23 protein-coding genes are annotated in these 24941 nt (G+C 55.1%); 17 read left to right on the top strand and 6 right to left on the bottom strand.

The window, feature by feature from the left end; translation table 11 throughout:
• Positions 1-177 precede the first annotated feature (177 nt).
• Both GA0061071_RS03845 and GA0061071_RS03840 read left to right on the top strand, forming a co-directional pair.
• Positions 178-789 carry a DUF2238 domain-containing protein gene (locus GA0061071_RS03845; protein ID WP_061498586.1) on the top strand — a complete coding sequence of 204 codons (612 nt, stop codon included), beginning with the start codon at positions 178-180 and terminating at the stop codon, positions 787-789.
• Between the two features lie 80 nt (positions 790-869).
• Positions 870-1823 carry a nickel/cobalt transporter gene (locus tag GA0061071_RS03840; protein WP_061498588.1) on the top strand — a complete coding sequence of 318 codons (954 nt, stop codon included), beginning with the start codon at positions 870-872 and terminating at the stop codon, positions 1821-1823.
• A 42-nt stretch (positions 1824-1865) separates the two neighbouring features.
• On the opposite strand, the gene proP is transcribed toward GA0061071_RS03840, so the two are convergent.
• On the bottom strand, positions 1866-3368 hold the full coding sequence (proP, locus tag GA0061071_RS03835; RefSeq protein ID WP_061498590.1) for a glycine betaine/L-proline transporter ProP: 1503 nt from the start codon (positions 3366-3368) through the stop codon (positions 1866-1868).
• A 604-nt stretch (positions 3369-3972) separates the two neighbouring features.
• On the opposite strand from proP, the gene kdgT reads away from it, so the two are divergent.
• Entirely contained in the window at positions 3973-4971 is a 999-nt protein-coding gene (kdgT, locus tag GA0061071_RS03830) for a 2-keto-3-deoxygluconate transporter (RefSeq protein ID WP_088237250.1), read from the top strand.
• Between the two features lie 98 nt (positions 4972-5069).
• Here kdgT and GA0061071_RS03825 read toward each other — a convergent pair whose 3' ends face one another.
• Both GA0061071_RS03825 and crfC read right to left on the bottom strand, forming a co-directional pair.
• On the bottom strand, positions 5070-5945 hold the full coding sequence (locus GA0061071_RS03825; protein WP_061498597.1) for a diguanylate cyclase regulator RdcB family protein: 876 nt from the start codon (positions 5943-5945) through the stop codon (positions 5070-5072).
• On the bottom strand, positions 5942-8296 hold the full coding sequence (gene crfC, locus GA0061071_RS03820) for a clamp-binding protein CrfC (RefSeq protein WP_088237249.1): 2355 nt from the start codon (positions 8294-8296) through the stop codon (positions 5942-5944). The genes GA0061071_RS03825 and crfC overlap by 4 nt, the downstream gene beginning before the upstream one ends.
• Before the next feature lie 602 nt (positions 8297-8898).
• Here crfC and GA0061071_RS03815 point away from each other — a divergent pair.
• The 12 genes from GA0061071_RS03815 to GA0061071_RS03760 all read left to right on the top strand — a co-directional run bounded on the left by GA0061071_RS03815 (position 8899) and on the right by GA0061071_RS03760 (position 17546).
• The gene (locus tag GA0061071_RS03815) at positions 8899-9234 is read left to right on the top strand and encodes a zinc ribbon domain-containing protein YjdM (protein WP_061498605.1); all 336 of its coding nucleotides are present in this window, start codon (positions 8899-8901) and stop codon (positions 9232-9234) included.
• 147 nt (positions 9235-9381) lie between these two features.
• Positions 9382-10107, top strand: coding sequence for a phosphonate metabolism transcriptional regulator PhnF (phnF, locus tag GA0061071_RS03810; RefSeq protein ID WP_061500224.1), 726 nt, complete (start codon positions 9382-9384; stop codon positions 10105-10107).
• Entirely contained in the window at positions 10108-10560 is a 453-nt protein-coding gene (gene phnG, locus GA0061071_RS03805) for a phosphonate C-P lyase system protein PhnG (protein ID WP_088237248.1), read from the top strand.
• Positions 10557-11141, top strand: coding sequence for a phosphonate C-P lyase system protein PhnH (gene phnH, locus GA0061071_RS03800; RefSeq protein WP_061498610.1), 585 nt, complete (start codon positions 10557-10559; stop codon positions 11139-11141). The genes phnG and phnH overlap by 4 nt, the downstream gene beginning before the upstream one ends.
• Positions 11141-12208 (top strand): carbon-phosphorus lyase complex subunit, encoded by a 1068-nt coding sequence (locus GA0061071_RS03795; RefSeq protein ID WP_061498612.1) that lies wholly within the window; start codon positions 11141-11143, stop codon positions 12206-12208. Before phnH ends, GA0061071_RS03795 begins: the two co-directional genes overlap by 1 nt.
• A complete protein-coding gene (locus GA0061071_RS03790; protein WP_061498615.1) occupies positions 12201-13049 on the top strand; it encodes an alpha-D-ribose 1-methylphosphonate 5-phosphate C-P-lyase PhnJ in 849 nt (282 codons plus the stop codon). Before GA0061071_RS03795 ends, GA0061071_RS03790 begins: the two co-directional genes overlap by 8 nt.
• On the top strand, positions 13046-13804 hold the full coding sequence (gene phnK / locus GA0061071_RS03785; protein ID WP_088237247.1) for a phosphonate C-P lyase system protein PhnK: 759 nt from the start codon (positions 13046-13048) through the stop codon (positions 13802-13804). Before GA0061071_RS03790 ends, phnK begins: the two co-directional genes overlap by 4 nt.
• Before the next feature lie 10 nt (positions 13805-13814).
• On the top strand, positions 13815-14501 hold the full coding sequence (gene phnL, locus GA0061071_RS03780; RefSeq protein ID WP_088237246.1) for a phosphonate C-P lyase system protein PhnL: 687 nt from the start codon (positions 13815-13817) through the stop codon (positions 14499-14501).
• On the top strand, positions 14498-15634 hold the full coding sequence (gene phnM / locus GA0061071_RS03775) for an alpha-D-ribose 1-methylphosphonate 5-triphosphate diphosphatase (protein ID WP_061498624.1): 1137 nt from the start codon (positions 14498-14500) through the stop codon (positions 15632-15634). Before phnL ends, phnM begins: the two co-directional genes overlap by 4 nt.
• Entirely contained in the window at positions 15631-16182 is a 552-nt protein-coding gene (phnN, locus tag GA0061071_RS03770; protein ID WP_167352626.1) for a ribose 1,5-bisphosphokinase, read from the top strand. Before phnM ends, phnN begins: the two co-directional genes overlap by 4 nt.
• Positions 16183-16241: 59 nt before the next feature.
• Positions 16242-17000: a phosphonate metabolism protein PhnP gene (gene phnP / locus GA0061071_RS03765; protein WP_088237426.1), complete on the top strand. Its 759-nt coding sequence runs from the start codon at positions 16242-16244 to the stop codon at positions 16998-17000.
• Between the two features lie 204 nt (positions 17001-17204).
• Positions 17205-17546 (top strand): low molecular weight protein tyrosine phosphatase family protein, encoded by a 342-nt coding sequence (locus tag GA0061071_RS03760; RefSeq protein ID WP_061498629.1) that lies wholly within the window; start codon positions 17205-17207, stop codon positions 17544-17546.
• 5 nt (positions 17547-17551) lie between these two features.
• On the opposite strand, the gene yjdP is transcribed toward GA0061071_RS03760, so the two are convergent.
• The 3 genes from yjdP to GA0061071_RS03745 form a co-directional block, all read right to left on the bottom strand.
• The gene (gene yjdP, locus GA0061071_RS03755) at positions 17552-17875 is read right to left on the bottom strand and encodes a DDRRRQL repeat protein YjdP (RefSeq protein ID WP_061498632.1); all 324 of its coding nucleotides are present in this window, start codon (positions 17873-17875) and stop codon (positions 17552-17554) included.
• Between the two features lie 83 nt (positions 17876-17958).
• The gene (locus GA0061071_RS03750; RefSeq protein ID WP_088237245.1) at positions 17959-19422 is read right to left on the bottom strand and encodes a bifunctional metallophosphatase/5'-nucleotidase; all 1464 of its coding nucleotides are present in this window, start codon (positions 19420-19422) and stop codon (positions 17959-17961) included.
• Positions 19423-19715: 293 nt separating this feature from the next.
• The gene (locus tag GA0061071_RS03745; protein ID WP_088237244.1) at positions 19716-22280 is read right to left on the bottom strand and encodes an ATP-binding protein; all 2565 of its coding nucleotides are present in this window, start codon (positions 22278-22280) and stop codon (positions 19716-19718) included.
• 126 nt (positions 22281-22406) lie between these two features.
• Between GA0061071_RS03745 and GA0061071_RS03740 the strand changes: the two genes are divergently transcribed.
• Both GA0061071_RS03740 and GA0061071_RS03735 read left to right on the top strand, forming a co-directional pair.
• Positions 22407-23930, top strand: a complete 1524-nt coding sequence (locus GA0061071_RS03740) for a sugar ABC transporter ATP-binding protein (RefSeq protein WP_061498640.1) — start codon at positions 22407-22409, stop codon at positions 23928-23930.
• On the top strand, positions 23923-24924 hold the full coding sequence (locus GA0061071_RS03735) for an ABC transporter permease subunit (RefSeq protein ID WP_061498646.1): 1002 nt from the start codon (positions 23923-23925) through the stop codon (positions 24922-24924). The genes GA0061071_RS03740 and GA0061071_RS03735 overlap by 8 nt, the downstream gene beginning before the upstream one ends.
• Positions 24925-24941: the final 17 nt, after the last annotated feature.

Genomic DNA, 24941 nt, shown 5'->3' with positions numbered 1-24941 from the left:
TGAATGCCCTTCTGCTTGCTCATCCGTATCGGTTGTTCACTTTACCAACACGCGAATATAACCGGAAGATTGCTGCAAAAGAGAAAGTGGAAAACGGAGTAACGTCATTTTGCCCGCAGGATTGTTTTTTAACACTATCGGACTGATAGTTATCTTTTTTCCGAAATGGCTATACGTATGATTAAGAGCGTTAACCGCACCACGCTGAACGTGGCTGCACTCCTTCTGGCACTGATTCTGGTCTATACCGGTCTGATGGCGAAAGACCGTATCACCTGGCTGATGGAAGTGGTGCCCGTAATGATCGTCGTCCCCCTGCTGCTCGCCACCTGGCGTCGCTACCCGTTAACCGCATTGCTATATGGGCTGATTTTTTTCCATGCCATCATTCTGATGGTCGGCGGGATGTACACCTACGCCAAAGTACCGATTGGTTTTGATGTGCAACAACTGTTTGGCCTGAGCCGTAACCCGTATGACAAACTCGGCCACTTCTTCCAGGGGCTGGTTCCGGCGCTGGCGGCGCGGGAGATTCTGCTACGCGGGCGCTATGTGCGCGGCGGAAAAATGCTCGACTTTATTGTCTGCTGCATTGCATTGGCGATCAGCGCCACCTATGAGCTGGTTGAGTGGTGGGCTGCACTGTCGATGGGTCAGGGAGCGGATGAGTTTCTCGGCACCCAGGGCGATCCCTGGGATACGCAATCCGATATGTTCTGCGCCCTGCTGGGTTCGTTGACCACGGTATTGGTGCTGGGACGCTGGCATAAACGACTGCTTCCTTCCTGACGCACCCTGCGGCGAAGGCTGGAGCCGATGTCCTTCGCCGCCTATACTTCAGGCATCACTCTTTCATTGCCCGTAAGCTTATGACCACGCAACCTCTTACCCGCGACTGGCGCTTGCCTGCGGCTTTTGCCGCCCTGGCTGTCGCGCTGTTTGCGCTCTTCACGATCCATGCTCACTGGGGCGCGTTTCTGCAATGGTGCCTGGCCACGCAAATCACCCTGCACCGTTATCTGGTGATGTACCTGCTACAACTGAATAACCATCAGTACGGCGGCGGGCTATGGCTGCTGACCGGAGCTTTTTTCTATGGCGTACTGCATGCCATCGGGCCTGGTCACGGTAAATTTATCGTTACCACTTATCTGAGCACCAACAAAGAGAGCGAGATGGCCGCCCGTGTGGTACCGGTGCTGGGCAGTCTGATGCAGGGGGTCAGCGCCATCCTGTTCGTCTTTATTTTGGCGGTGGGGTTTAATCTCGCCGCCGGCGATCTGAGCGAAAGCCGCTGGTATGTGGAAAAGGTCAGCGCCGTGATGATTGGCGGATTTGGCGCTTATGTCGCCTGGCGTGCAATCAACGATCTGCGCCCGCGCGCACTGAACATTCACAGCCTGGCCCCGCTGCATCAGCATAGCGATCGGTGCGGTTGCGGCCATCACGGTGTTGGTGCGGCAACACAAGGCGACTGGAAAACACGTCTGGGTGTGATCCTCGCCATTGGCGCGCGCCCGTGCAGCGGTGCGATCATGATTTTGCTGTTCTCAAACGCTCTGGGTATCGTGACATGGGGTATCGCTGCGGTAATGACCATGGCGGTAGGCACTGCGCTGTCCATCATGGGATTATCGCTGGCGGTGCGCTATGCGCGCAACAGCACAGCGACCTTTTTTGGTGGCAACGCAGGTCAATTAAGCAAGGTGGTTCCGCTATTGAAAATGGCAGGGGGCGTGGCGTTAATACTGTTTGCGGTGGTGCTGTTCTTAACCGTCATCCCGGTAAGTGCGAACGGGGATTATATTGCCGCCGGCTGCTGATAACGATACGGATGGCGTTGCCGCCATCCGCTCATCGTCGGACTAGTCGTTAATTTTCGGGTGCTGCTGCACCAGCCGTGCGCGTTTCTCCTGCAATTGCGCAATTTCTTCATCAATATCTTCGATCTTCTGCTCAATATTATCGTGATGCTCCTGCAGGATTTCTTTTGCTTCCTGAATATCCGACGCGGCTGGCGTTGCGCCTTTCAGCGGGCGGTTCGCCGTCTCTTTCATGGTCAGGCCGGTAATAAGACCAATCACCGCGATCACCATCAGGTAGTAAGCTGGCATCAGCAAATTGTCAGAGCTTTCCACCAGCCAGGCAGCCAGCGTTGGCGTCAGACCCGCAATCAGCACCGAAATATTAAAGGCGCTGGCCAGTGCGCTATAGCGGATATGCGTGGGGAACATCGCGGGCAACGTTGAAGCCATCACCCCGGTAAAGCAGTTCAGGATCACCGCCAGCATCAGCAAGCCCGCGAAAATCAAGCCGATAATGTTGCTGTTAATCATAATGAAGGCCGGAATGGCCAGCGCAAACAGTGCAACGCTCCCCAGCAAAACAAACGGACGGCGACCAAAACGGTCGCTCAACAGCCCCATCACGGGCTGCACAAACAGCATACCGATCATAATGGCGATGATGATCAGTACGCCGTGATCTTCGGAGTAGTGCAGGTTGTGCGACAAGTAGCTCGGCATGTACGTCAGCAACATGTAATAGGTGACGTTGGTGGAAATCACCAGGCCAATACAGGTCAGCAGGCTGCGCCAGTGTTTGGTGGCAATCTCTTTGAAAGAGATCTTCGGTCCTTCCTGCAACCCCTGGCGATCGCCCTGCTCCAGCTTATCAACATGCTGCTGGAATGCCGGTGTTTCTTCCAGCGCATGGCGCAGATACAAACCGATAATACCCAGCGGCAGCGCTAAAAAGAACGGAATACGCCAGCCCCATTCCAGAAAGTTATCTTCGCCTACAATGGTCGAGAGCAGCACCACAACGCCCGCGCCCAGCACAAAACCGGCAATGGAGCCAAAGTCCAGCCAACTGCCCATAAACCCGCGTTTACGGTCCGGAGAGTACTCCGCAACGAAAATGGACGCCCCGGTATATTCCCCGCCCACCGAGAAGCCCTGCGCCATCTTACACAGCAACAGCAATATCGGTGCCCAGATGCCAATCGTGGCGTAAGAGGGAATCAAGCCGATACAGAACGTACTGACCGACATAATCACAATAGTGATGGCGAGGATTTTCTGCCGCCCGTATTTATCGCCGAGCATGCCGAAAAACAGACCGCCAAGCGGCCGAATCAGAAAGGGGACGGAAAAAGTCCCAAGCGCGGCAATCATTTGCACGCTGGGGTTGGCATCCGGGAAGAAGACTTTACCAAGGGCGTAGGCCACAAAGCCGTAAACGCCGAAATCAAACCACTCCATGGCGTTACCCAGCGAGGCGGCGGTAATCGCTTTACGCAGTTTGCCATCATCAATGATGGTCACATCACGCAGGGTAATCGGTTTAATTTTTTTCCTTTTTAACATGCATCTTTTCCTCTTTAGACTTTCGCCCGAACCGCCCGACTTTCCTTTTATTGCCAGACGTTTTTACAGCGTTTTCAGCTTTCTTATTCAAGCGTAGCAGGTTTACTTACACTGGCATGGGCAGCCTGTACAACCGAACCTGTTGACGCCTGTTGGGCAGTTAATGACCTTTTTACCCTAGCAGGGTTTTAAAATGTGATCAAATTCACACATTCTCCTCGGTGATCATCATCCCCACTTTTAACACACCTCATTTCGACCGTGATTATTACTCTGCTTCCTTTATTTACGTCTGGTTTTTCACAACTCATTTACAGCAATTTAATTTGATAAAACATCAGAAAATCTTTACACAAAATATGTGATGAAGATAACTAAAACACTGTTTTATTCTTATTGAATCAATATTCCAAAGATCAGATGATACGCGCAGAAACAGCGGCGTTAGCGTCAGTTCTGCGCCAGGCAAAGGCACATAGCCCGAATGATGGCAGGAAATGGCCGCGAATAAACCGATAACATAATCATTTAACTTTCTGAAAGTATTGAATATTAACTTTTATCTTTCCTCGTTCATGCTGATGACGAGAAATGAGGGCTCATTATGAAAATCAAGGCCACAATTGAACGTATCCCTGGGGGGATGATGCTGGTCCCGCTGCTATTAGGGGCTATTCTGAACACACTTGCGCCGGATACCGGTGCGTATTTCGGTTCCTTCACCAAAGGCATGATTACCGGCACAGTACCGATTCTGGCGGTATGGTTCTTCTGTATTGGTGCATCCATTGATTTACGCGCCACCGGCACAGTATTGCGTAAATCCGGTACGCTGGTGATGACCAAAATCGCCGTCGCATGGGTCGTTGCTATGATCGCTGCGTCCTTTATTCCGGACACCGGGATCCAGACCGGTTTCTTCGCCGGTCTCTCGGTGCTGGCCATCGTCTCCGCCATGGATATGACCAACGGCGGCCTGTACGCCAGTCTGATGAACCAGTACGGTAGCAAAGAAGAGTCCGGGGCATTTGTGCTGATGTCACTGGAATCCGGTCCGCTGATGACCATGGTGATCCTCGGCTCCGCAGGTCTGGCCTCCTTTGAACCACACCACTTTGTCGGCGCTGTATTGCCGTTCCTGATCGGTTTTACGCTCGGTAACCTCGATCACGACCTGCGCGCATTCTTCAGCAAGGCGACGCCGGTGCTGATCCCGTTCTTCGGCTTCGCGCTGGGGAATACCATCAATCTGAGCGTGATTCTGGATACCGGTCTGCTGGGTATCTTCCTTGGTGTGGCGGTCATTATCATCACCGGTATTCCGCTGATCATTGCCGATCGCGTGATCGGCGGCGGCAACGGTACCGCCGGTGTGGCAGCCTCTTCCGCCGCTGGCGCAGCGGTGGCTAACCCGGTGATTATCGCGCAGATTAACCCGGCATTTCAGCCTGTCGCCGCTTCCGCAACGGCGCTGGTTGCTGCCAGTGTGATTGTGACAGCGATTCTGGTGCCGATCATCACGGCACTGTATGCAAAGCGTTTCGGTACTATTCCACTCGCTACAGACAAAACGGAAACTGCCGTCGAGTCCACCGGGCATTAACCGCCCACAAAAAAAGCCCCATCAGGGGCTTTTTGTTGTTCGCTATGTCCTGCAATTAACGACCCGTCCGGCCAGATAATTGCAGGGCACACCAACGGTTAAGCAAAAATCTCTTCCACCATCGCTGTCGCAATCCGTGTGGCGGAACAGAGTCGCGGCATCCCTAACGCCACTGTTTGCCAGCTCTGCGTCACCGACCAGCAAACCGGATGACGTTCTGCATCGCACCAGTCGCCGAGCCAACCCAGCAGATCTTTATAATCCATCAACCCGGGTGTTGACGGCGTCGCCAGCCATTGATGATAAAAATGGCGGGTGGTCGGTGCGGCATTAATGCCCTGAGCCAGAAAATCCGCCGCCATCACACGCAAATTGTCTTTCAGCATATTCGCCACATCTTCATTCGCCAGCCGGCAGGCATCGCCAAACGCTCCCCAGCGCAACTCTTCCAGCGCCACATAACAGCGCCCGGCCATCGACCAGCCGTTATAGCTCCCGGCACGCCAGTGGGTAAACACCTGCTCACTATGGTTTCCCGCCTGCACTGCTAACCCACGCTGCGTCAGCGCTTTCTCTTTCCACGCGGCACGCTGGCTAAAATGCTCAATCAGTTCATCGTACTGTTGTTGTAAACCGGGCGTCGCACTACTGGCAGGGCGGCTGGTTTGCTGCATAGTCGTCAGGTGCTGAGTAATGCGGGTTAATGCCAGATGACCAGGATCGAGCATACTGGCCAGTTTTTCAGCCAGCCCAAGGCGGAGCGTATCATTGTCGTTTAACACACCGGACATAGCCCACGGGCGCAGCTGCGTTTGCGCCATGATCTCTTGCGTCAGCCTCTCACGGAACAACTGCTGTTGGGGCACGATTGTTGACTGACGAGACGCATCAACGCCTTGCACCAAGTCCACGATAAATTTCGGATGGATACTTTCCAGTACGCGTCCGGGTCCTTCCAGAAGTCGATTTTTCATGGTTGATCTGCCGCGAATAGGGTTTGTATGTCATCGCGTAACAGACGAGCGTCCTCGTGGATCCAATTTGCCGTCCGAATGCAGTGCTGCAAATGCTGCCGCAACGCCAATACTGACGATTCGTTTTGCTGCCGTATCGCCAGGCTGTCACGCAAACTTTCCTGTAGTCCCGCGAGACTTAACGAGAACTCGGCGAAAAATGTTGCCATCCCTGCCGTAACAGAAACATCGACCTGTGCGGCTAAAGCTTTACGGATTTGTTCACAAAAATGCGCGATATGGTTGATCAATTTCTGATGTAACGAGCCAACATCGATGACATAGCGGGTACGCGTGACCACATAATCATCCCAGCCCCAACTGGGGTTATTCAGCCAGCGCGATACCGTTTCCCGCACACTGCTCGCCCGCGCTGCTTGCCCGGCGGGAACATCTTCCGGCGAAATCACGTTGGTAAACAGCGAACGGGTGTTAAAGTTCAGTGTACTGGGCTGGAAAGCCGGGAAACTGATGCGCGCACGAAACCCCGCATGGTTAAGCTCTTCTTTTATACGGGTTTCAATGGGACGCATCGTATCGTTCAGGGAGCGAGTCAGCGTGTGCTCCAGTTCATCAAAACGCAGAGCCAACCCGCGGCTGATGCGCTCCTGCGCCGCCAGTAAAATCGTCTCACAGCCTGAGCGGATTTTACTGATCACAATCTGCGCCTGACCTTCATCTTCCAGAATAAGCTGGTCCGGGGTTAATCCCGCGTTCAGACGCAGATCCGCCTTGCTGTCACGCGCTATGCGCACCAGTTTTCCCTCGTGGAACCAGGCATCAATCGCCTCGACGATTTCAAACTGCTGACCATGAAGAAAGGTCTCCGCCGCAGCCAGCGCCTCTTCCACTTCATGCGCAATTTCGTCGCTAACGCGCTCCTGGCTGGTACGCAACAGCGCCATATCCTCTTCCAGACGCGTAATATTATGCTCCAGCTCCTCATACGCCACCGTTAATCCCTGGTAGCGAAAATCGAGATACTCGCGGGCGCTCTGTGTGTAATTCAATAACTTATGCGAAGCCGAGCGCAGCGCGAACAGCGATGCGTTGGCATGGGCCGCGTGCAACAACTTGCGGATCGGCTGCTCGAAAAGCGAGTCTTCCCACAACAGGTTGGCGGCATGATGAATATGTTCGATATCGTCTAAATCGGCTGTGCGCCAGCGCCGCCCCAAAGCGGCTTCGGCAAAGTCCTGTACCCAGCGCTGATCCTGCGGATGTGGCAAGCGTCCCTGGCTTTTAAGCTCGTGGCGCGCCCGGTTAGCCAGATATCCCCACATAGAAGAGACCGGGAAAATCTGCGTCGGATTAATTTGCCCCTTCATCAGCGTGCCGGAAATCAGCGCCCGAACCTGCTCTTCATCGTCGCTATTGCGATCTTTCTGGTCGAATTTATTCACCAGCGCATAGAGCGGAACCGAGCGGCCAACCGCGGAAATCGCGCGACGCACTTCTTCATCAGAAATCGATTTAAGCTGTGTATAGTCCATCACCGCCAGTACGGCGGAGGCACGGGCTAACTGCTCACTCAACATTTTTTGCAGGTGGGGCTGCCCGGCTTCGTTTGGCCCCGGGGTATCCAGCAGCGTCAGTTGACCGAGTTGCTTATCGAGACCGGCCAGATGCACGAATTCGACTTCAATCACCGGAATATGCTCAATGGAGGCATACGCGGAAAAAGGAAAATCCACATCCAGCGCTTTCGAGAGCCGCACTAAGTCGTTGAGACTTTTCAAACAGTGAAATATCGGCTGTGCGCCAAGGTAGTGTTTGTCAAACGCATTCCCCTGGGCAATACGATCCAGCAGACCGGCCATGTCTTTATCGATTTCCAGCTTTTGCGCCAGCTTTTCGCGATCGTACTTAAACAGTCGTGTCTGCAACTGTTGCGACAACGCATCGATCGGCCCCACATGAGAAAAATGCAGCACCGGCTCTTTCTGACCCGGCGTGTGGCGAATCAGTGTCGGCAATGCCGTCATGGGACGGTTGCGATTTGGCAACACCTCAGTACCCACAATCGCATTGATGGTGGTCGATTTGCCGGCTTTCATGGTGCCAACGATCGCCAGCACCATTTCCAGACGGGTGATTTTCCGTAATTCATTGTGCAGCGTGGCCTGTTGTGCCTCAACGCCGCGCGAACTGAAATGTAAAGGCAGTACGTTGGCATTTTCTGCTGTGCCAGGAAGGCTCGTCTCATCAAACGTCGCCGTCGGCATTTTTTTCAACGCCTGGAGATTATGCAAAGAGAGTTGTAACAGCCTCTCTGCCTCCTGGCTTAATTCAAAAATTGTCTGTGTGTGCATGTTAAAAGTCTTTCCTTAACGCAAATTTCTTACTTTTATTTAGCCGCGCAGTTATTTGTTAAGTTTCGGCTTTTATAATTACGTGTGGAAAATATCTTCGAAAAGATAAATACCTGATGGGAATCAGGAAATGATATTTTTATCTCAAAAAATGACAGCAACACCCCTCCGGTCATAAAAAACCAGAGAATTTCAGCGTAGCGCATTTTTGGAAACAGCCAGGATATATCGTCATGTATTTACCCACCCAAATTGAGAGGTAATTATCCCCCAGTGGCGCTGGAGGCAGCAGGTATGACAGTTTGTAGCTAATTACATCAGGTACTCCCTGCCACCATATCTGAATTAGTAAATGCTGGCAATTTCCACCCGTAAATATTCCGAATATTAAGCATGAGATAATCCTCACAACGTTTCTGCGATAAGCATCGCTTAAGCTAATGACAGGTTATGTCACCGCTATCACTTTTTTATCCTTTATGAAAAAAAACAATAACAACGGCAAATGTGCGGTTTTGCTGTATAATTGCGGACTTTTCAGGCAATGCGCCTTTTGTGTCAGCTAAATGCTGGCCGTGTATGTACTTTTGAGGAAATCCCCTATGCAACTCCCGCACTGTCCACAATGTGATTCCGAATACACTTACGAAGATAACGGCATGTTCATTTGCCCGGAATGCGCACATGAGTGGAACACCGCCGAATCCAGCCACGACGCCGACGAATTAATCGTCAAGGATGCAAATGGCAACCTGTTAGCCGACGGCGACAGCGTAACTGTAATTAAAGATTTGAAAGTAAAAGGAAGTTCTTCAATGCTGAAGATCGGCACGAAAGTGAAAAATATTCGTCTGGTGGAAGGCGATCATAATATTGATTGTAAGATCGACGGCTTCGGCCCGATGAAGCTGAAATCTGAATTTGTTAAAAAGAACTAATGTATCGGCGGGAAGTTAGCTTCCCGCCAGATAATTTCCCAACCCCTCCCAGCATTCATCCCTTCGCAATCCGCGTATAACGTAAATGAAACATTAACGCTGCAGCATAAGGCCACACCTTATCTGGCCTACGGGGCGTTGATGACCATGCACTTATCCAGACATCCGACCAGTTATCCTACACGTTATCAGGAAATTGCCGCCAGACTGGAGCAGGAACTGCGCAATAACTATCGTTGCGGCGACTGGCTCCCTGCAGAACAGCAACTGGCGGCACGCTTTGAGGTGAATCGCCACACCCTACGCCGCGCCATCGATCAATTGGTAGAAAAAGGTTGGGTACAGCGCCGTCAGGGCGTTGGCGTACTGGTGCTGATGCGCCCGTTCGATTATCCCCTCAATGCGCAGGCCCGCTTTAGCCAGAACTTGTTGGAGCAAGGCAGCCATCCTACCAGCGAGCGCCTGCTGGCAGTGTTGCGCCCGGCATCCGGCACCGTGGCGGATGCGTTAGGCGTACAGGAAGGCGATAACGTGATTCATTTGCGCACCCGCCGACGCGTCAATGGCATAGCACTCTGTTTAATTGATCACTACTTCAGCGACATGACGTTGTGGCCGGTGCTGCAACAGTTTAATAGCGGTTCGCTGCACGATTTTTTGCGCGAACAATCCGGTATCCACCTGAAACGTACCCAGACACGCATCAGCGCCCGTCGCGCGCAGGCCAAAGAGAGCCGTTGGCTGGAGATCCCCAATATGGCGCCGCTGCTCTGCGTGCGCACCCTTAACCACCGTGAAGGCGAAATCAACGCAACGGAGTACTCCGTCAGCCTGACACGCGCCGACATGATTGAATTCACCATGGAGCACTGAATGCATTTCGATACCCCCACCCGTCAGCGTTGGATGGCAACGCTGGCCCGCTCCACCCCGGAGATACTGCGGGCGAGGATGCGCACGCTTGGACTGGCACCGGAATATGAACAAATACGGGCACCGCAAACCGGGCTGGTGCAAATTCAGGCGCGCATGGGCGCGACCGGCGACCGGTTTTTTCCCGGCGATGCGACTCTGACTCGCGCAGTGGTTCAACTTGCTGGCGGGCAACTCGGTTTTAGCTGGGTATTGGGCCGCGATAAAGGCCATGCCGAGCGCTGCGCCGTGTGCGATGCACTGTTACAGGATCCCACCCACTATCAGACCCTGATGGAAACCCTTATTGCCCCGCTGGAAGCAGACCACGCTGCGCGTATTGACGCGCGCCAGGCCGAAGTCAACGCCAGCCGGGTCGACTTCTTTACTCTGGTTCGCGGAGATAACGCATGACCTTACAACCCGCATTCGCCTCAGCGGTTCACGATGCCCAACACTGTTTTCGCCGTTTGCTAAAAGCCATGAGCGAGCCGGGCGTCATTGTCTCGCTGCCGCAACTGAAACACGGCTGGCCGCCGCTCAACGCAGCTTCTACCAGCGTACTGTTGACGCTGGTAGACAACGACACCCCAATCTGGCTCTCCGGTACGCTCAGCAACGATCTGGTCCGCCAGAATCTGCGTTTTCATACCAATGCACCGTTGGTGGATCAACCGCAACAGTCGCTGTTCGCAGTGGCGGACCACACCCTAAGCGCCTTGCAGCTCAGCGCACTGCCTGGCGGTACTGCCAGCAGCCCGGAAACCAGCGCCACGCTGATCTTGCAACTGCCGGGTTTGAGCGGCGGACGCATGCTGCGCCTCACCGGGCCTGGCATTCTGGAAGAGCGCATGATTGCGCCACAACTGCCGGAGTGTATTACCGATGAGTTTACCGACCGTCCGCACTCGTTCCCGACAGGCATCGATGTGATCCTGACCTGCGGTGACCGCGCGCTGGCTATCCCCAGAACCACACTTGTGGAGGTGTGCTGATGTACGTTGCTGTCAAGGGGGGCGAAAAGGCGATTGCCGCCGCCCACGCTCTGCAGGAACACAAACGTCGTGGCGACAATGAACTGCCGGAACTGAGTGTCGGGCAAGTTGCCGAACAGCTCCACCTCGCGGTGGACAGGGTGATGACCGAAGGGGGCATCGCCGATCGCGAGCTGGCGGCACTGGCGCTGAAACAGGCAAGTGGCGATAACGTCGAAGCCATCTTTCTGCTGCGCGCTTACCGCACGACGCTCCCGCGTCTGGCCGTTAGCGAACCCATCGACAGCGCAAACATGCGTTTAGAACGCCGTATTTCAGCAATCTACAAAGATATTCCCGGCGGGCAGTTGCTTGGCCCTACTTATGATTACACCCACCGGTTACTGGACTTCGCCCTGCTTGCCGAAGGCGACATTCCCCCGTTGCGCACCGCAGAGCCCCGCCCGCAGGAAGCCACACCGCATGTTTTCAGCCTGCTGGTCAATGAAGGACTGGCAAAAGCCGAGCAGGACAGCGGCACAGCACCGGATGACATTACCCGCCAGCCACCGGTTTTCCCTTGTTCGCGGGCGTCACGTTTGCAGCAATTGGCGCGCGGCGACGAAGGATATTTACTGGCGCTGGCCTACTCCACCCAACGTGGTTACGGGCGCAATCACCCTTTCGCTGGCGAGATCCGCAGTGGCTATGTCGAGGTGGAAATTGTACCGGAAGAGCTGGGCTTCGCCGTGAATATTGGCGAACTGCTGGTGACCGAATGCGAAATGGTCAACGGATTTGTCGCCCCGGAGAACGAGGCGCCGCATTTTACCCGTGGCTATGGGCTGGTGTTTGGCATGAGCGAGCGCAAAGCCATGGCAATGGCGTTGGTAGATCGCGCATTGCAAGCCGCCGACTACGGTGAACCGGTGCGTAGCCCGGCGCAAGACGAAGAGTTCGTGCTGGCGCATGCGGATAATGTCGAAGCGGCGGGCTTCGTCTCACACCTCAAGCTCCCCCATTACGTCGATTTCCAGGCTGAACTGGACCTGCTCAGACAGCTACAACAGGAGAAGCACCGTGGCTAACGCGCTGACCGGCTATAACTTTGCCTTTCTTGATGAGCAAACCAAACGCATGATCCGCCGGGCGCTGCTCAAAGCGGTAGCCATCCCCGGTTACCAGGTGCCGTTTGGCGGCCGCGAAATGCCCATGCCCTATGGCTGGGGAACCGGTGGCATTCAGCTTACCGCCAGCGTGATTGGCGAAGACGATGTGCTGAAAGTGATCGATCAGGGAGCGGACGACACCACAAACGCCGTATCGATTCGCCAGTTCTTCAGTCGGGTAACGGGGGTGGAAACCACCGAGCGCACCGCAGACGCCACGCTGATACAGACCCGCCATCGCATTCCTGAAACGCCGCTGACCGCCGATCACATTCTGATTTACCAGGTACCGATTCCGGAACCATTGCGCTTTATTGAGCCGCGCGAAACCGAGACCCGCACCATGCATGCGCTGGAAGAGTACGGTGTAATGCAGGTGAAGCTGTATGAAGATATCGCCCGCTTCGGCAACTTCACCACCCGCTATGCCTGGCCGGTGAAAGTCAATGACCGCTACATCATGGATCCTTCGCCTATTCCGGCTTTTGATAACCCGAAAATGCACATGATGCCTGCCCTGCAACTGTTTGGCGCCGGGCGAGAAAAACGGATTTACGCCGTGCCGCCTTATACGCAGGTGGTCAGTCTCGATTTTGAGGATTACCCCTTCGCACCGCAAAAATGGGATCACCCTTGTGCCATCTGCGGTTCGACCCACAGCTACCTGGATGAAGTGGTGCTGGATGATACCGGTAAGCGGATGTTCGTCTGCTCTGACACCGATTACTGCCGCCAACAGAGCGAGGCTTTACGTAAATGACCCAACCGCTGCTTTCGGTGAATCACCTCTCGCATCTGTATGCGCCGGGAAAAGGTTTTACCGATGTGTCGTTCGATCTCTGGCCTGGTGAGGTACTGGGCATTGTCGGAGAGTCCGGTTCCGGTAAGACCACATTACTGAACGCGATTTCGGCCCGCTTGCCGCCGCAACAGGGCGACATTCTCTACCAGAACCGCAATCTGTACGCCATGAGTGAAGCCGAGCGCCGCCGACTGCTACGCACCGAATGGGGCGTGGTGCATCAGCATCCGCTGGACGGCCTGCGTCGCCAGGTGTCTGCGGGCGGCAATATTGGCGAACGCCTGATGGCTACCGGTGCACGCCATTATGGGGCCATCCGCGCCACGGCGGAGCAGTGGCTAAGCGATGTAGAGATCCCGCCATCACGTATTGATGATCTTCCCACTACTTTTTCGGGCGGTATGCAGCAGCGTCTGCAAATTGCCCGCAACCTCGTCACACAGCCAAAGCTGGTGTTTATGGATGAACCCACCGGCGGGCTGGACGTATCAGTCCAGGCCCGGTTGCTGGATCTGCTGCGCAGTCTGGTGGTGGAAATGAACCTGGCTGTGGTGATGGTCACCCATGATTTAGGCGTTACGCGCCTGCTGGCGAACCGCCTGCTGGTCATGAAACAGGGTCAGGTGGTGGAAAGTGGGTTAACTGACCGTGTTCTCGACGATCCGCATCATCCGTACACCCAATTACTGGTCTCCTCGGTATTACAAAATTAAGGAGTGTCCAATGCCTGTCTTACGTGTGGAAAATGTCAGTAAAACCTTTGTCCTGCACCACCAAAACGGCGTGCGTCTGCCCGTACTGCGCGAAACCTCGCTGAGTGTGGATGCAGGAGAATGCGTGGTGCTGCACGGGCACTCCGGCAGTGGGAAATCCACGTTGCTGCGTTCCCTGTATGCCAACTACTTGCCGGACGCCGGTCATATCCATGTGAAGCACGGCGATGAATGGGTGGATTTGGTGCATGCCCCGGCGCGTAAAGTGCTGGAAGTCCGCCGTCACACTATCGGCTGGGTGAGCCAGTTTTTACGTGTGATACCGCGCGTCAGTGCGCTGGATGTGGTGATGCAACCCCTGCTGGAACAGGGCGTGCCGCGCGATGTCTGCACCCAGAAAGCGGGTCAGTTGCTGGCGCGACTCAATGTACCTGAACGCTTATGGCATCTCGCGCCTGCCACCTTTTCCGGCGGTGAGCAGCAGCGTGTCAATATCGCCCGCGGCTTTATTGTCGACTACCCGATTTTGCTGCTCGATGAACCTACCGCTTCGCTGGATGAGAAAAACAGCGCCGCCGTCGTTGAACTGATTGCGCAGGCAAAAGCGCGCGGTGCGGCGATTGTCGGCATCTTTCACGATGGCGCAGTACGTGAACACGTTGCCGACCGTCTGTATCCGATGGGAATTCACGCATGATCATCAACAATGTCAAACTGATCCTTGAAAATGAAGTGGTTAGCGGATCACTGGAGATCCGCGACGGCATGATCCGCACGTTCGCCGAAACCCAGAGCAGCCAGCCCGGCGCGCACGATGGTGACGGCGGCTGGTTGCTGCCGGGCCTTATCGAACTGCATACCGATAACCTGGATAAATTCTTCACGCCACGCCCGAAAGTGGACTGGCCGGCACACTCGGCAATGAGCAGCCACGACGCGCTGATGGTTGCCAGCGGTATCACCACCGTGCTGGATGCGGTCGCGATTGGCGATGTGCGCGACGGCGGCGATCGGCTGGAGAATCTGGAAAAGATGATTAACGCCGTGGAAGAGACGCAAAAACGCGGCCTGAACCGCGCGGAGCATCGTCTGCACCTGCGCTGCGAATTGCCGCATCACACCACGCTGCCGTTATTTGAAAAACTGGTCAGCCGTGAACCCGTCACGCTGGTATCCCTGATGGATCACTCGCCGGGTCAGCGCCAGTACGCCAGCTATGAGAAGTACCGCGATTACTACCAAGGCAAGTACCATCTCACCAACGAACAGATGGATGCGTTTGAACAAGAGCAACTGGCACTGGCGGCACGGTGGTCTCAGCCAAACCGCCTGGCGATTGCCGCCCACTGCCGGGAACGCCACCTGCCACTGGCCAGCCATGATGACGCCACGCGTGAGCATGTGGTGGAGTCCCATCAGTTGGGCAGCGTGATTGCGGAATTCCCCACCACTTTCGCAGCAGCAGAAGCCTCCCGTGAACATGGTATGAGCATTCTGATGGGCGCGCCGAACATTGTGCGCGGTGGCTCTCACTCTGGTAACGTGGCAGCGCACAAGCTGGCGCAGCTCGGCCTGCTGGATGTGCTGTCGTCTGACTACTATCCCGCCAGCCTGCTGGATGCTGCGTTTCGCATTGCGGTAAACGAAGAGAACGATTTCACCCTGCCGCAGGCGATCCGTCTGGTAACGAAAAACCCGGCGCAGGCGCTGAACCTTAGCGATCGCGGCGTGATTGGCGAGGGGAAACGGGCGGATCTGGTGCTGGCACATCACAAAGGCGACCATGTGCATATCGATCACGTCTGGCGTCAGGGAACTCGGGTGTTCTGATGGGCAGACTGATCTGGTTGATGGGGCCATCCGGTGCCGGGAAAGATACTCTGTTGGCGGCACTTCGCCAGCGGGAGCATCCGCAGCTATTGGTGGCGCACCGCTATATCACGCGCCCGGCCAGCGCGGGCAGCGAGAACCATATTGCGCTGAGCGAAAAGGAGTTTTTCACCCGTGCTGAACAGCATCTTTTTACGCTGAGCTGGCATGCCAACGGCTTTTACTACGGCATTGGCGCAGAGATCGATCTCTGGCTGCAAACCGGGTTTGATGTAGTGGTGAATGGTTCTCGTGGGCATCTCCCCCAGGCGCTGGCACAGTATGGCGATGTGCTGGTGCCGGTGCATGTACAGGTATCTGCGGAGATTTTACGCCAGCGGCTGGAAAGACGCGGGCGGGAAAATGCGGCGGAAATCGCCGCACGACTGGAAAGAGCAGCCCGCTACCCCCCGACAGGTTGCCTGACACTCAATAATGACGGAAGTTTGCTACAGTCAGTCGAAGGACTGGTCACGCTGATACGCGCGCAACAAGGGAAAAGTGCGTAATGATGGCGGCGCAGTGCGTCTGCGCCGATTACGTGAACCCAACCGTTGTAAGGGGTCGTATGAGCTTAACAATCACCCTCACTGGCACGGGCGGCGCGCAGTTAGTGCCGGTATTTGGTTGCCACTGCGCCGCCTGCCATCGCGCGCGGCAGAACGCGGCGCATCGCCGCAAGCCCTGTAGCGCCGTCGTTCAGTTTAACGACACGGTAACACTACTGGATGCGGGTATCCCAGACCTGATGGAGCACATTCCGGCAGGCGCGTTTCAACAATTTTTGTTGACCCACTACCATATGGATCATGTGCAGGGCTTGTTTCCGCTACGCTGGGGCGTGGGCGATAAAATCCCGGTCTACGGCCCACCAGATGAGCAAGGCTGCGACGATCTCTTTAAACACCCCGGTTTGCTGGATTTCAGCCATACCGTTGAGCCGTTTGTGGTCTTTGATCTGCAAGGGTTGCAGGTCACGCCTTTGCCGCTGAATCACTCGAAAATAACGTTCGGGTATCTGCTTGAAACCGCGCACAGCCGGGTGGCCTGGCTGTCAGATACGGCGGGTCTGCCCGACAAGACGCTGAAGTTCTTGCTCAATAATCATCCGCAGGTGGTTATCATAGATTGTAGTTATGAACCCCGCCCGGAAACGCCAAAAAATCACAGTGATTTGACCACAATTATCGCCCTGAATGCGGTGATTCGCTGTCCGCGAGTGATCCTAACCCATATCAGTCATGTCTTTGATCAATGGATGATGAAAAACCCGCTGCCGACGGGGTTCGAAGCAGGGTATGATGGCATGCGGATTGTGCTGGATTAGACCGCACAATATGGATATATTCGTCCCGGTATTTCCCGATGGAGCCGGGAGAAGCAAACGCAGCCTGTAAAGAGGTAGTTTGAGGGATAAAGCGTACAGACTCGCACCGAAAAGTTGTTGCGCGCAACGCAACGGGGTCTTCAATACCCGCGTGTGATCAGGTAGTAATTCGCACTACGCGGCATTAATGAGTAATAACTTGCCATGAATGTGCTTTTTATTTGTAGCCGAAACCAATGGCGCAGCCCGACGGCTGAGCAGGTTTTTCGTCGCTATCCCGGGCTCAATGCCCGCTCCGCCGGGACTCAACGCCAGGCAAGAAAAACAGTGTCGCCCGCCATTCTTTCCTGGGCAGACGTTATTTGTGTAATGGAAGAACAGCACAAGAGCCGGATCATGGCCGACTTTGGCCGGTTGATGCAGCATAAACCGGTGCATGTGCTGGATATTCCCGATCATTACCACTTTATGGATCCGCAGCTGGTCGCCCTGCTGGAAGATATAGTTCCGGCGCGCCTTGGGCTTCGCGTACGCGTTCCGGCCTAGCGCCGTTAGCGGTCGTAATCGTCTTCCAGCCTGCGCTGTTCATCATCAAGCTGGCGTCGCTCCTCATCGAGCTGGCGCTGGCGGTCGTCGAGCCGCTGGCGTCGGTCTTCCAGTTGCCGGCGGCGATCTTCATAGCGCCGGCTGCGTTCGTCACGACGCAGGCTATCGTCCTGATAGCGTTGATCGTCATCCCGACTGCCATCGGTGTTATACGCATCACCGATCGCGCGCTGAATATTGCCAATGGCATCGTCGATAATATCGGCATGGGCCATCTGACCACTGAGAGAGAGTGCGCCGACGAACAGCGCTGTCGCGTAACGTTTCATAAAGCCAGTCTCAAAAGGTGACTGGCTGTACGTTAATTTACGCCATAGCGGGCGAGTAGCGGAGAAATCTCAAATCCCCGGCGTTACGGAATAAGACGCACGCGCGGTTGCGGCGTCGGCAGATTGGTATGCTTATTCACGTATTCGCGCAGCAGAGAAGCCATCGTCACCTCATACCGATCGCGGATGGCAATCTCGCGGATACCGTAATCGCTTACCTGCTCGTTACAAGCGACCCGGTAGGTTTGATTGACCTCCAGCGGCGCGCCATTGATGCGAATGTCGATCATCCTGTCACCCACCGGCCGGCTGAAATCCACCGCAAAGGTCATGCCACTCACGTGAATATAAGCACCGGAAATCAGCTGCTTTTCCGTATAGTTATGTTCGATAAAATCCTTAATCTGTTTCCCACTCATCTCCCGGGTAACCAGCGGGAGCGTAAAAGGCAGCGCCTTCAACAACTGCCCGTAAGACACCGGCCCGGCACTGAGGCTGTCGCGCAGAAAAGCGCCCACGGTAAATGCGATATCCGCGCGGGCGTATTCCCGTTCCGCGTCGGCCAGCAACGCGCCAAAATTGGTTTGCTCTGAACGTACATGCTCGCGTTTTCCATCCAGTGTAAAGGGCAATGTCATCACGATACGGCTTAACGTTTCTGCGTTCCGGGCCTGTTGCTGGTGGATAAACGTTTCAACATCCCGATCGGCGGTCACACCGGCAAGCGCCGTTTTATCCAGCAGGCGTTCATGCCAGCTCACCCGATGGTGATTCCTGAAGGTTAACGTCAACTCGCCCAGAAAGTCGCCATACTGCCCGGCATTGACCATGATGGTATGACCCACTTGTACACCGTTTCTCACCTCAATATGGTCGTGACCGTCTACAACGACATCAATATCCGGTACAGCGGCAATCAATTTGTCGATATTCACATCCGGGTCAACCTTGCCCAAATGCGCCAGCACAATAATCACATCGGTTTTATTTTTGATTGCAGCAACCGTCTCTTTCACCGCCGTAACAGGATCGGTGACCGAAAAACCGGACAGTTTATTGTCTGTTGTCGCCATCATGGCATTCAATGGAGAAACACCAATAATCCCCACATTCATCCCATCAATATTTTTAATAATAAAAGGGGGAAATGCAGGCTTGCCTTGATACAAAATATTCGCAGAGATAAAAGGGAAACGGGCTTTTTTATTTAGTGTCAGCAACGCCTGCCCGCCAAAAATAAAATCGGCATTACCTGGCGTAAAGGCATCATAGCCCATCATGTTCATGGCGGTAATATTTGTCTCGCCGAGCGATAAATCCGTAACCGGTACGCCGCTAACCGCATCACCGACGTCCAGAAACAGCACGTTATCTGTTGTATTACGCCGTTCCTTTACATAACCACTTATTTTTCCGTACCCAATTCCCTCTTTGCTCATCCCCCGGCCGTGCGTATCACCGGTATGCAGTATCGTTAGTGTGACGTCGCGGGCGCTGAGTGAAAAGGAGGTAATAATAAGCACACTACAACACAGCCATTTTTTCATTTTATCTTCCCTATATTATTTACAACTATACTTCGATATTACCCATGTTTATTCATGATGAATAAAAACAAAAAAAAACCTGAAATCCAAAAACCGTCGAAACGGAGTGTGCGGATTTCAGGTTTAGCCTTAAGAGAGTAACAATCCTGATGTAAATAATTTATCGGGCATTAACATGAAGAACAATAGTGTTATTTCCGGGTATGTGAAGACCATCACCGGAAATAAGATACTTAAATTCATTCTGCTCTTTTTTCTTCGCCAGCAACAGGGTCCCCTATTTAAACACCGTTTTATGCCGCAATTCGCCGCAGCGCCTGCGCGAGCTGGATACGAGTAAAAGGTTTACGCAACAGTTCAACATCCGGCAGTGCGGGGTTATGCGCCGGACGCAGATCCTGGCCGCTAATCAGCAGCAACGGTAAATGCGGGTAGTGCTGGCGCGCGGCGCTAATCACGTCGGCCCCGCTTAAACGTCCGGGCAGCATCAGATCGCTTATCACTATGCCAATCTCTTGCGAGGCTTCCAGCAGTTGCAACGCCTGTTCACCGTTTTCCGCCTCCAGCGTCAGATAGCCCAGTTCATGGAGCTGTTCACAGAGCGTCTGGCGCACATCGGCTTCATCTTCCAGTACCAGGATCAGCGTGTCGCTGGTGTCGCGCACCTGCGCCTGGTCAGCTTCTGCATGACTGCGTGCCTGCACCGTCGCACGCGGGAGTTGCAAACGCACCGTCGTGCCCTGCCCTGGCGCACTCTCAATTTCAACCCGACCGCCAGACTGACGCACAAAGCCGTAAACCATCGACAACCCCAGTCCGCTCCCACCGCCGGTCTGTTTGGTGGTAAAAAAGGGCTCAAACACCTGTGCTTTAACCTCCTGCGACATCCCGCAGCCATGATCGATCACTTCCAGCGCTACCATATCCTGTTTGCGTCCGTCACGGCGGGTTACGCGCTGGTTCCAGGTCCGGATCTTGATGACTCCGCTTTGGCCTTCCATCGCATCGCGGGCATTCATCACCAGATTGATGATCGCATTCTCCAGTTGCCCGACATCTATCCAGGCGGGCCACGCCGGGTGCTGCGCTTCAATGTCCAGCGCCAACGTGGTAGGGAGCGAGTGGCGCATCAGCTCGCCAAGGTTCTCTAACAGAGGTTGCATATCCACCGCATGGGGATGCAGCGACTGTTTGCGGGAAAATGCGAGTAGCCGCTGCGTGAGCAACGCCCCTCGCTCAGCAGCTTTCAAGGCGCGGGAAATGCGCGGGGCATCCGGTGAAGCGGGATCCACCAGTTCGAGGCTGCCGATAATCACCGCCAGCAAGTTGTTGAAATCATGCGCCAGACCGCCGGTAAGCTGCCCCACTGCTTTCATTTTCTGGCTGTGCAACAGCGCTTCCTCCAGCCCCTTACGTTCCGTGCGATCCAGCACCACGTTAACCATCCCGCGCCCCGGCACCGGGCTGAAACGCAGTTCGATAGTGCGGTTGTCTGCCAGCCGCAACTCCTGCGCTTTCGGCAGCGGGCGGGCAAGATTCTCCTGCACGTGCGCAGGGAAATCGCTCACCTGCCGCAGCAGCATTTGATAATGCTGACCGCGCTGTAATGCCTGCGCCGTTAAGCCGAGCAACAGTGGATATTGCGGATTCCACACCACCAGGCAGCCCTGGTTATCAAACAACGCAAACCCATCGCGCATGGCGTGAAAGGTGGTTTCCAGTTGCGTACTTTTCTCTTTTAGCAGCTTCGACGTGTGCTCCAGCGAGGCGGTATTACGCGCAAAAACGTTGAAAGCGCGCGCCAGCTCACCCAGTTCATCACGGCGTTGCAGCGCAGGCACCGACACATCCTGTTCGCCATGCGCCAGCCGCGACATAGCGCGAGAAATCGCCGTCAGATTGGAACCAAGATTACGGTAGATATACCACCCGGCAAACCCGGTGATCACCAGCGCCAGCAGCGCAAATCCACTGATAAAGAAGATGATGGAGCGCATCTCCTGATGACGCTGAGCGGTGCGCAGATCCGAGGCCTGCGCCACGGCGGCAACATAGCGGTTGATATCACTGTTCAGCAGCGCCACCAGCGCTTTGATATGAAACATCGACCAGTTGATCGCCAAATCACTCTCTTCAAGCTGGAGCGACAGCGGCCCCAGCTTGCGCAGTTCGGCGCTGAAATCCGGCAAAATAAATCCTACCGCGGAACTATCGATACGCTGCGGTAACTGCCCCATGATATCAGTGAGTTGCCGGACGGTGGGACGTGGTGAGGGGGTCTGAATCGCAGCGATAATGAGCCGATCCATCTCCTCCAGCAGTTGCTTATCAGGAACATTGCCGCCATCACGGGCATTCACCTCTTGCAGGTGGCGCAAATAACTCTGGTTCTGGTAGAGCGAGCTGAGCAGCGCATTACGCTCCAGATGGCGGCGCTGCCCGCGTTGCAGCATCTCGGTGACGCTCTGTTGCAACTCATGGCTGCGCCGGGTGATTTGCGCCACCAATTGTGGCTCCTGATGTGCCAACGGCGCATTCGCCAGTTGGCTTAGCGAATACTGGAGCGCGTGTTGGGTTGCCTCCAGCCGTTCCGCTTCACCTTTGTATTCCAGCGCGCCAACCACCTGCGACAACCGCACCGCTGCCGTGGCAACGCTGGCGGTATCCCGCGCCAGATTCATGCTGCTGGTCATATCGTCCAGCGTCTGCTGCTGCACCTGCTCCTGGATCTGGCTGGCATGGCGAAAACCCAGCACCGCCACGCCGCAGACCATTAACGTTACCGCCACGACCAGCAAGTTGAAGAACAGCAGTCGCCCACGTGTGCTGACGAAAAACGAATTCGCGCGATACGGCATAACAGCTCCAGGAGAGAGTTAAAACAGTTTCTTAACGTCACTATGACAAATATGAACAGCTTCTGACATTTTGCATTTACTAACGTGTGATGAAGTGCGGATATCGTTCTTCTCAGGAGCCAAGACATGAGCAACATGCCCGTGCTGGAGATGCGCAATATTGCCAAAGCATTCGGCAAATTCTTTGCGCTCAAAGGGGTGGATTTGACCGTCTGGCCCGGTGAGATCCACGCGCTGATGGGCGAGAACGGCGCAGGAAAAAGCACGCTGATGAAAATCCTTGCCGGCGCTTACAGCGCCACCAGCGGCGAGATCTTGATCGACGGACAGCCCTACGTCATCAAAGGGCCGAAAGATGCACTGGCAGCGGGCATTACCCTGATTTACCAGGAGATGCAGCTCGCTCCTAATCTGACCGTGGCGGAAAACATCTTCCTGGGCAGCGAACTGGCGCGCGGCGGGCTGGTACAACGCAAAGAGATGGTAGCCCAGGCACAGGCGGTCATTGACCGTCTCGGTGCCCACTTTAAGGCCACCGACCGGGTGATGAAACTGACCATCGCCGAACAACAGCAAGTGGAAATCGCCCGCGCACTGCACCGCAACAGCCGCATTCTGGTAATGGATGAACCCACCGCCGCCCTCTCCTCCCGCGAAACGCACCGCCTGTTTGAACTCATTTTGCGCCTGCGTGACGAAGGAATGGCCATTATCTACATCAGCCATCGCATGGCGGAAGTGTATGAACTTTCCGATCGCGTCAGCGTGCTGCGCGACGGGCAGTATGTTGGCAGCCTGACGCGCGACAAACTGAATGCCTCCGAACTGGTACGCATGATGGTCGGGCGTCCGTTAAGCGACCTGTTTAATAAAGAGCGCGATATTCCACTCGGTAACCCGCGGCTGAACATTCACCACCTGACCGACGGTGAAAAAATTCAGCCCGTCAGTTTGTGCGTTCGCGCCGGGGAAATTGTCGCGCTGGCCGGGCTGGTGGGTGCCGGGCGTTCAGAGCTGGCGCAACTGATCTTTGGCGTACGTAAAGCCACCGGCGGCATGATCGAAATCGACGGTGAACCGGTAGTGATCCACTCCCCGCGCGCGGCGATTGATTTAGGTATTGGTTTCCTGACGGAGAACCGCAAAGAACAGGGCTTGTTCCTTGAACTGGCTGCTCAGGAGAACATCACCATGGCAACGCTGGAACGCGACGCGGCCTGGGGCATGCTTAACCGTAAAAAAGCGCAGACTATCTCCGATGACGCCATCAAATTGCTCAACATTCGTGTCCCGCATGCGCAGGTTCGGGCAGGCGGATTGTCCGGCGGCAATCAGCAAAAATTGCTGATCTCCCGCTGGGTCGCAATAGGTCCGCGCATTCTGATCCTTGACGAGCCCACCCGTGGCGTCGATGTCGGCGCGAAAAGCGAGATCTACCGCATCATGAACCAGATGGCGCGCCAGGGCGTGGCCATTCTGATGATCTCCAGCGAACTGCCGGAGGTGGTCGGCATGAGCGACCGCGTCTACGTCATGCGCGAAGGCAGTATTGTGGGCGAGTTGCATAACGACAACATCACCCAGGAAAACATTATGACGCTGGCCACTGGCGTTAACGACTCTCATCACCAGGCGGTGCCTCATGACTGACTCCAAAAACAATACCGCTATGCCGGTGGCGAAATCAGCCTCCGCTAAAAAGATGCTAATGGGCGATCTGATGCAAACGGTCGGTATCCTGCCAATTTTGATACTGATCGTTGCCGTTTTCGGTTTTATCGCACCGAACTTCTTCACCGAAAGCAACCTACTGAACATCACCCGTCAGGCGTCGATCAATATTGTTCTGGCGGCCGGGATGACCTTCATCATCCTCACTGGTGGGATCGATCTGTCGGTCGGCTCGATTCTCGGCACCACGGCGGTAGCGGCAATGGTGGTGTCACTGATCCCGCAATTCGCCATGCTATCGGTCCCGGCGGCGCTGATGCTCGGTCTGTTACTCGGCATGTTTAACGGCGCGCTGGTTGCGTTTGCCGGGCTACCGCCGTTTATCGTCACGCTCGGCACCTATACGGCGCTGCGTGGGGCGGCGTATTTACTGGCCGATGGCACTACGGTTATCAACTCCGATATCAGTTTTGAGTGGGTGGGCAACGACTACCTCGGCCCGGTGCCGTGGCTGGTGGTGATCGCGCTGGCGGTGGTGGTGCTGTGCTGGTTTATTCTGCGCCGCACTACGCTCGGGGTTCATATCTATGCAGTCGGCGGCAATATGCAGGCCGCACGGCTGACCGGCATTAAAGTGTGGCTGGTGCTGCTGTTCGTGTATGGCATGAGCGGCCTGTTATCGGGGCTGGGCGGCGTGATGAGCGCCTCGCGCCTGTACAGTGCCAACGGCAACCTTGGTATGGGCTATGAACTGGATGCGATCGCGGCGGTGATCCTCGGCGGCACCAGTTTTGTCGGCGGCATTGGCACCATCACCGGTACGCTGGTGGGGGCGCTGATTATCGCCACGCTAAATAACGGGATGACGCTGATGGGCGTCTCCTACTTCTGGCAATTGGTGATCAAAGGGGCGGTGATCATCATTGCGGTGCTGATCGACAAATACCGTACCCGGCATCATCAGGCAGCATAACGAAACCCTACAAAACA

It is taken from the genome of Kosakonia oryzendophytica (assembly GCF_900094925.1).
Classification (GTDB): Bacteria; Pseudomonadota; Gammaproteobacteria; order Enterobacterales; family Enterobacteriaceae; genus Kosakonia; species Kosakonia oryzendophytica.
Note: the sequence above shows the minus strand (reverse complement) of the source record. Positions and strands in the feature narration are given on the sequence as shown.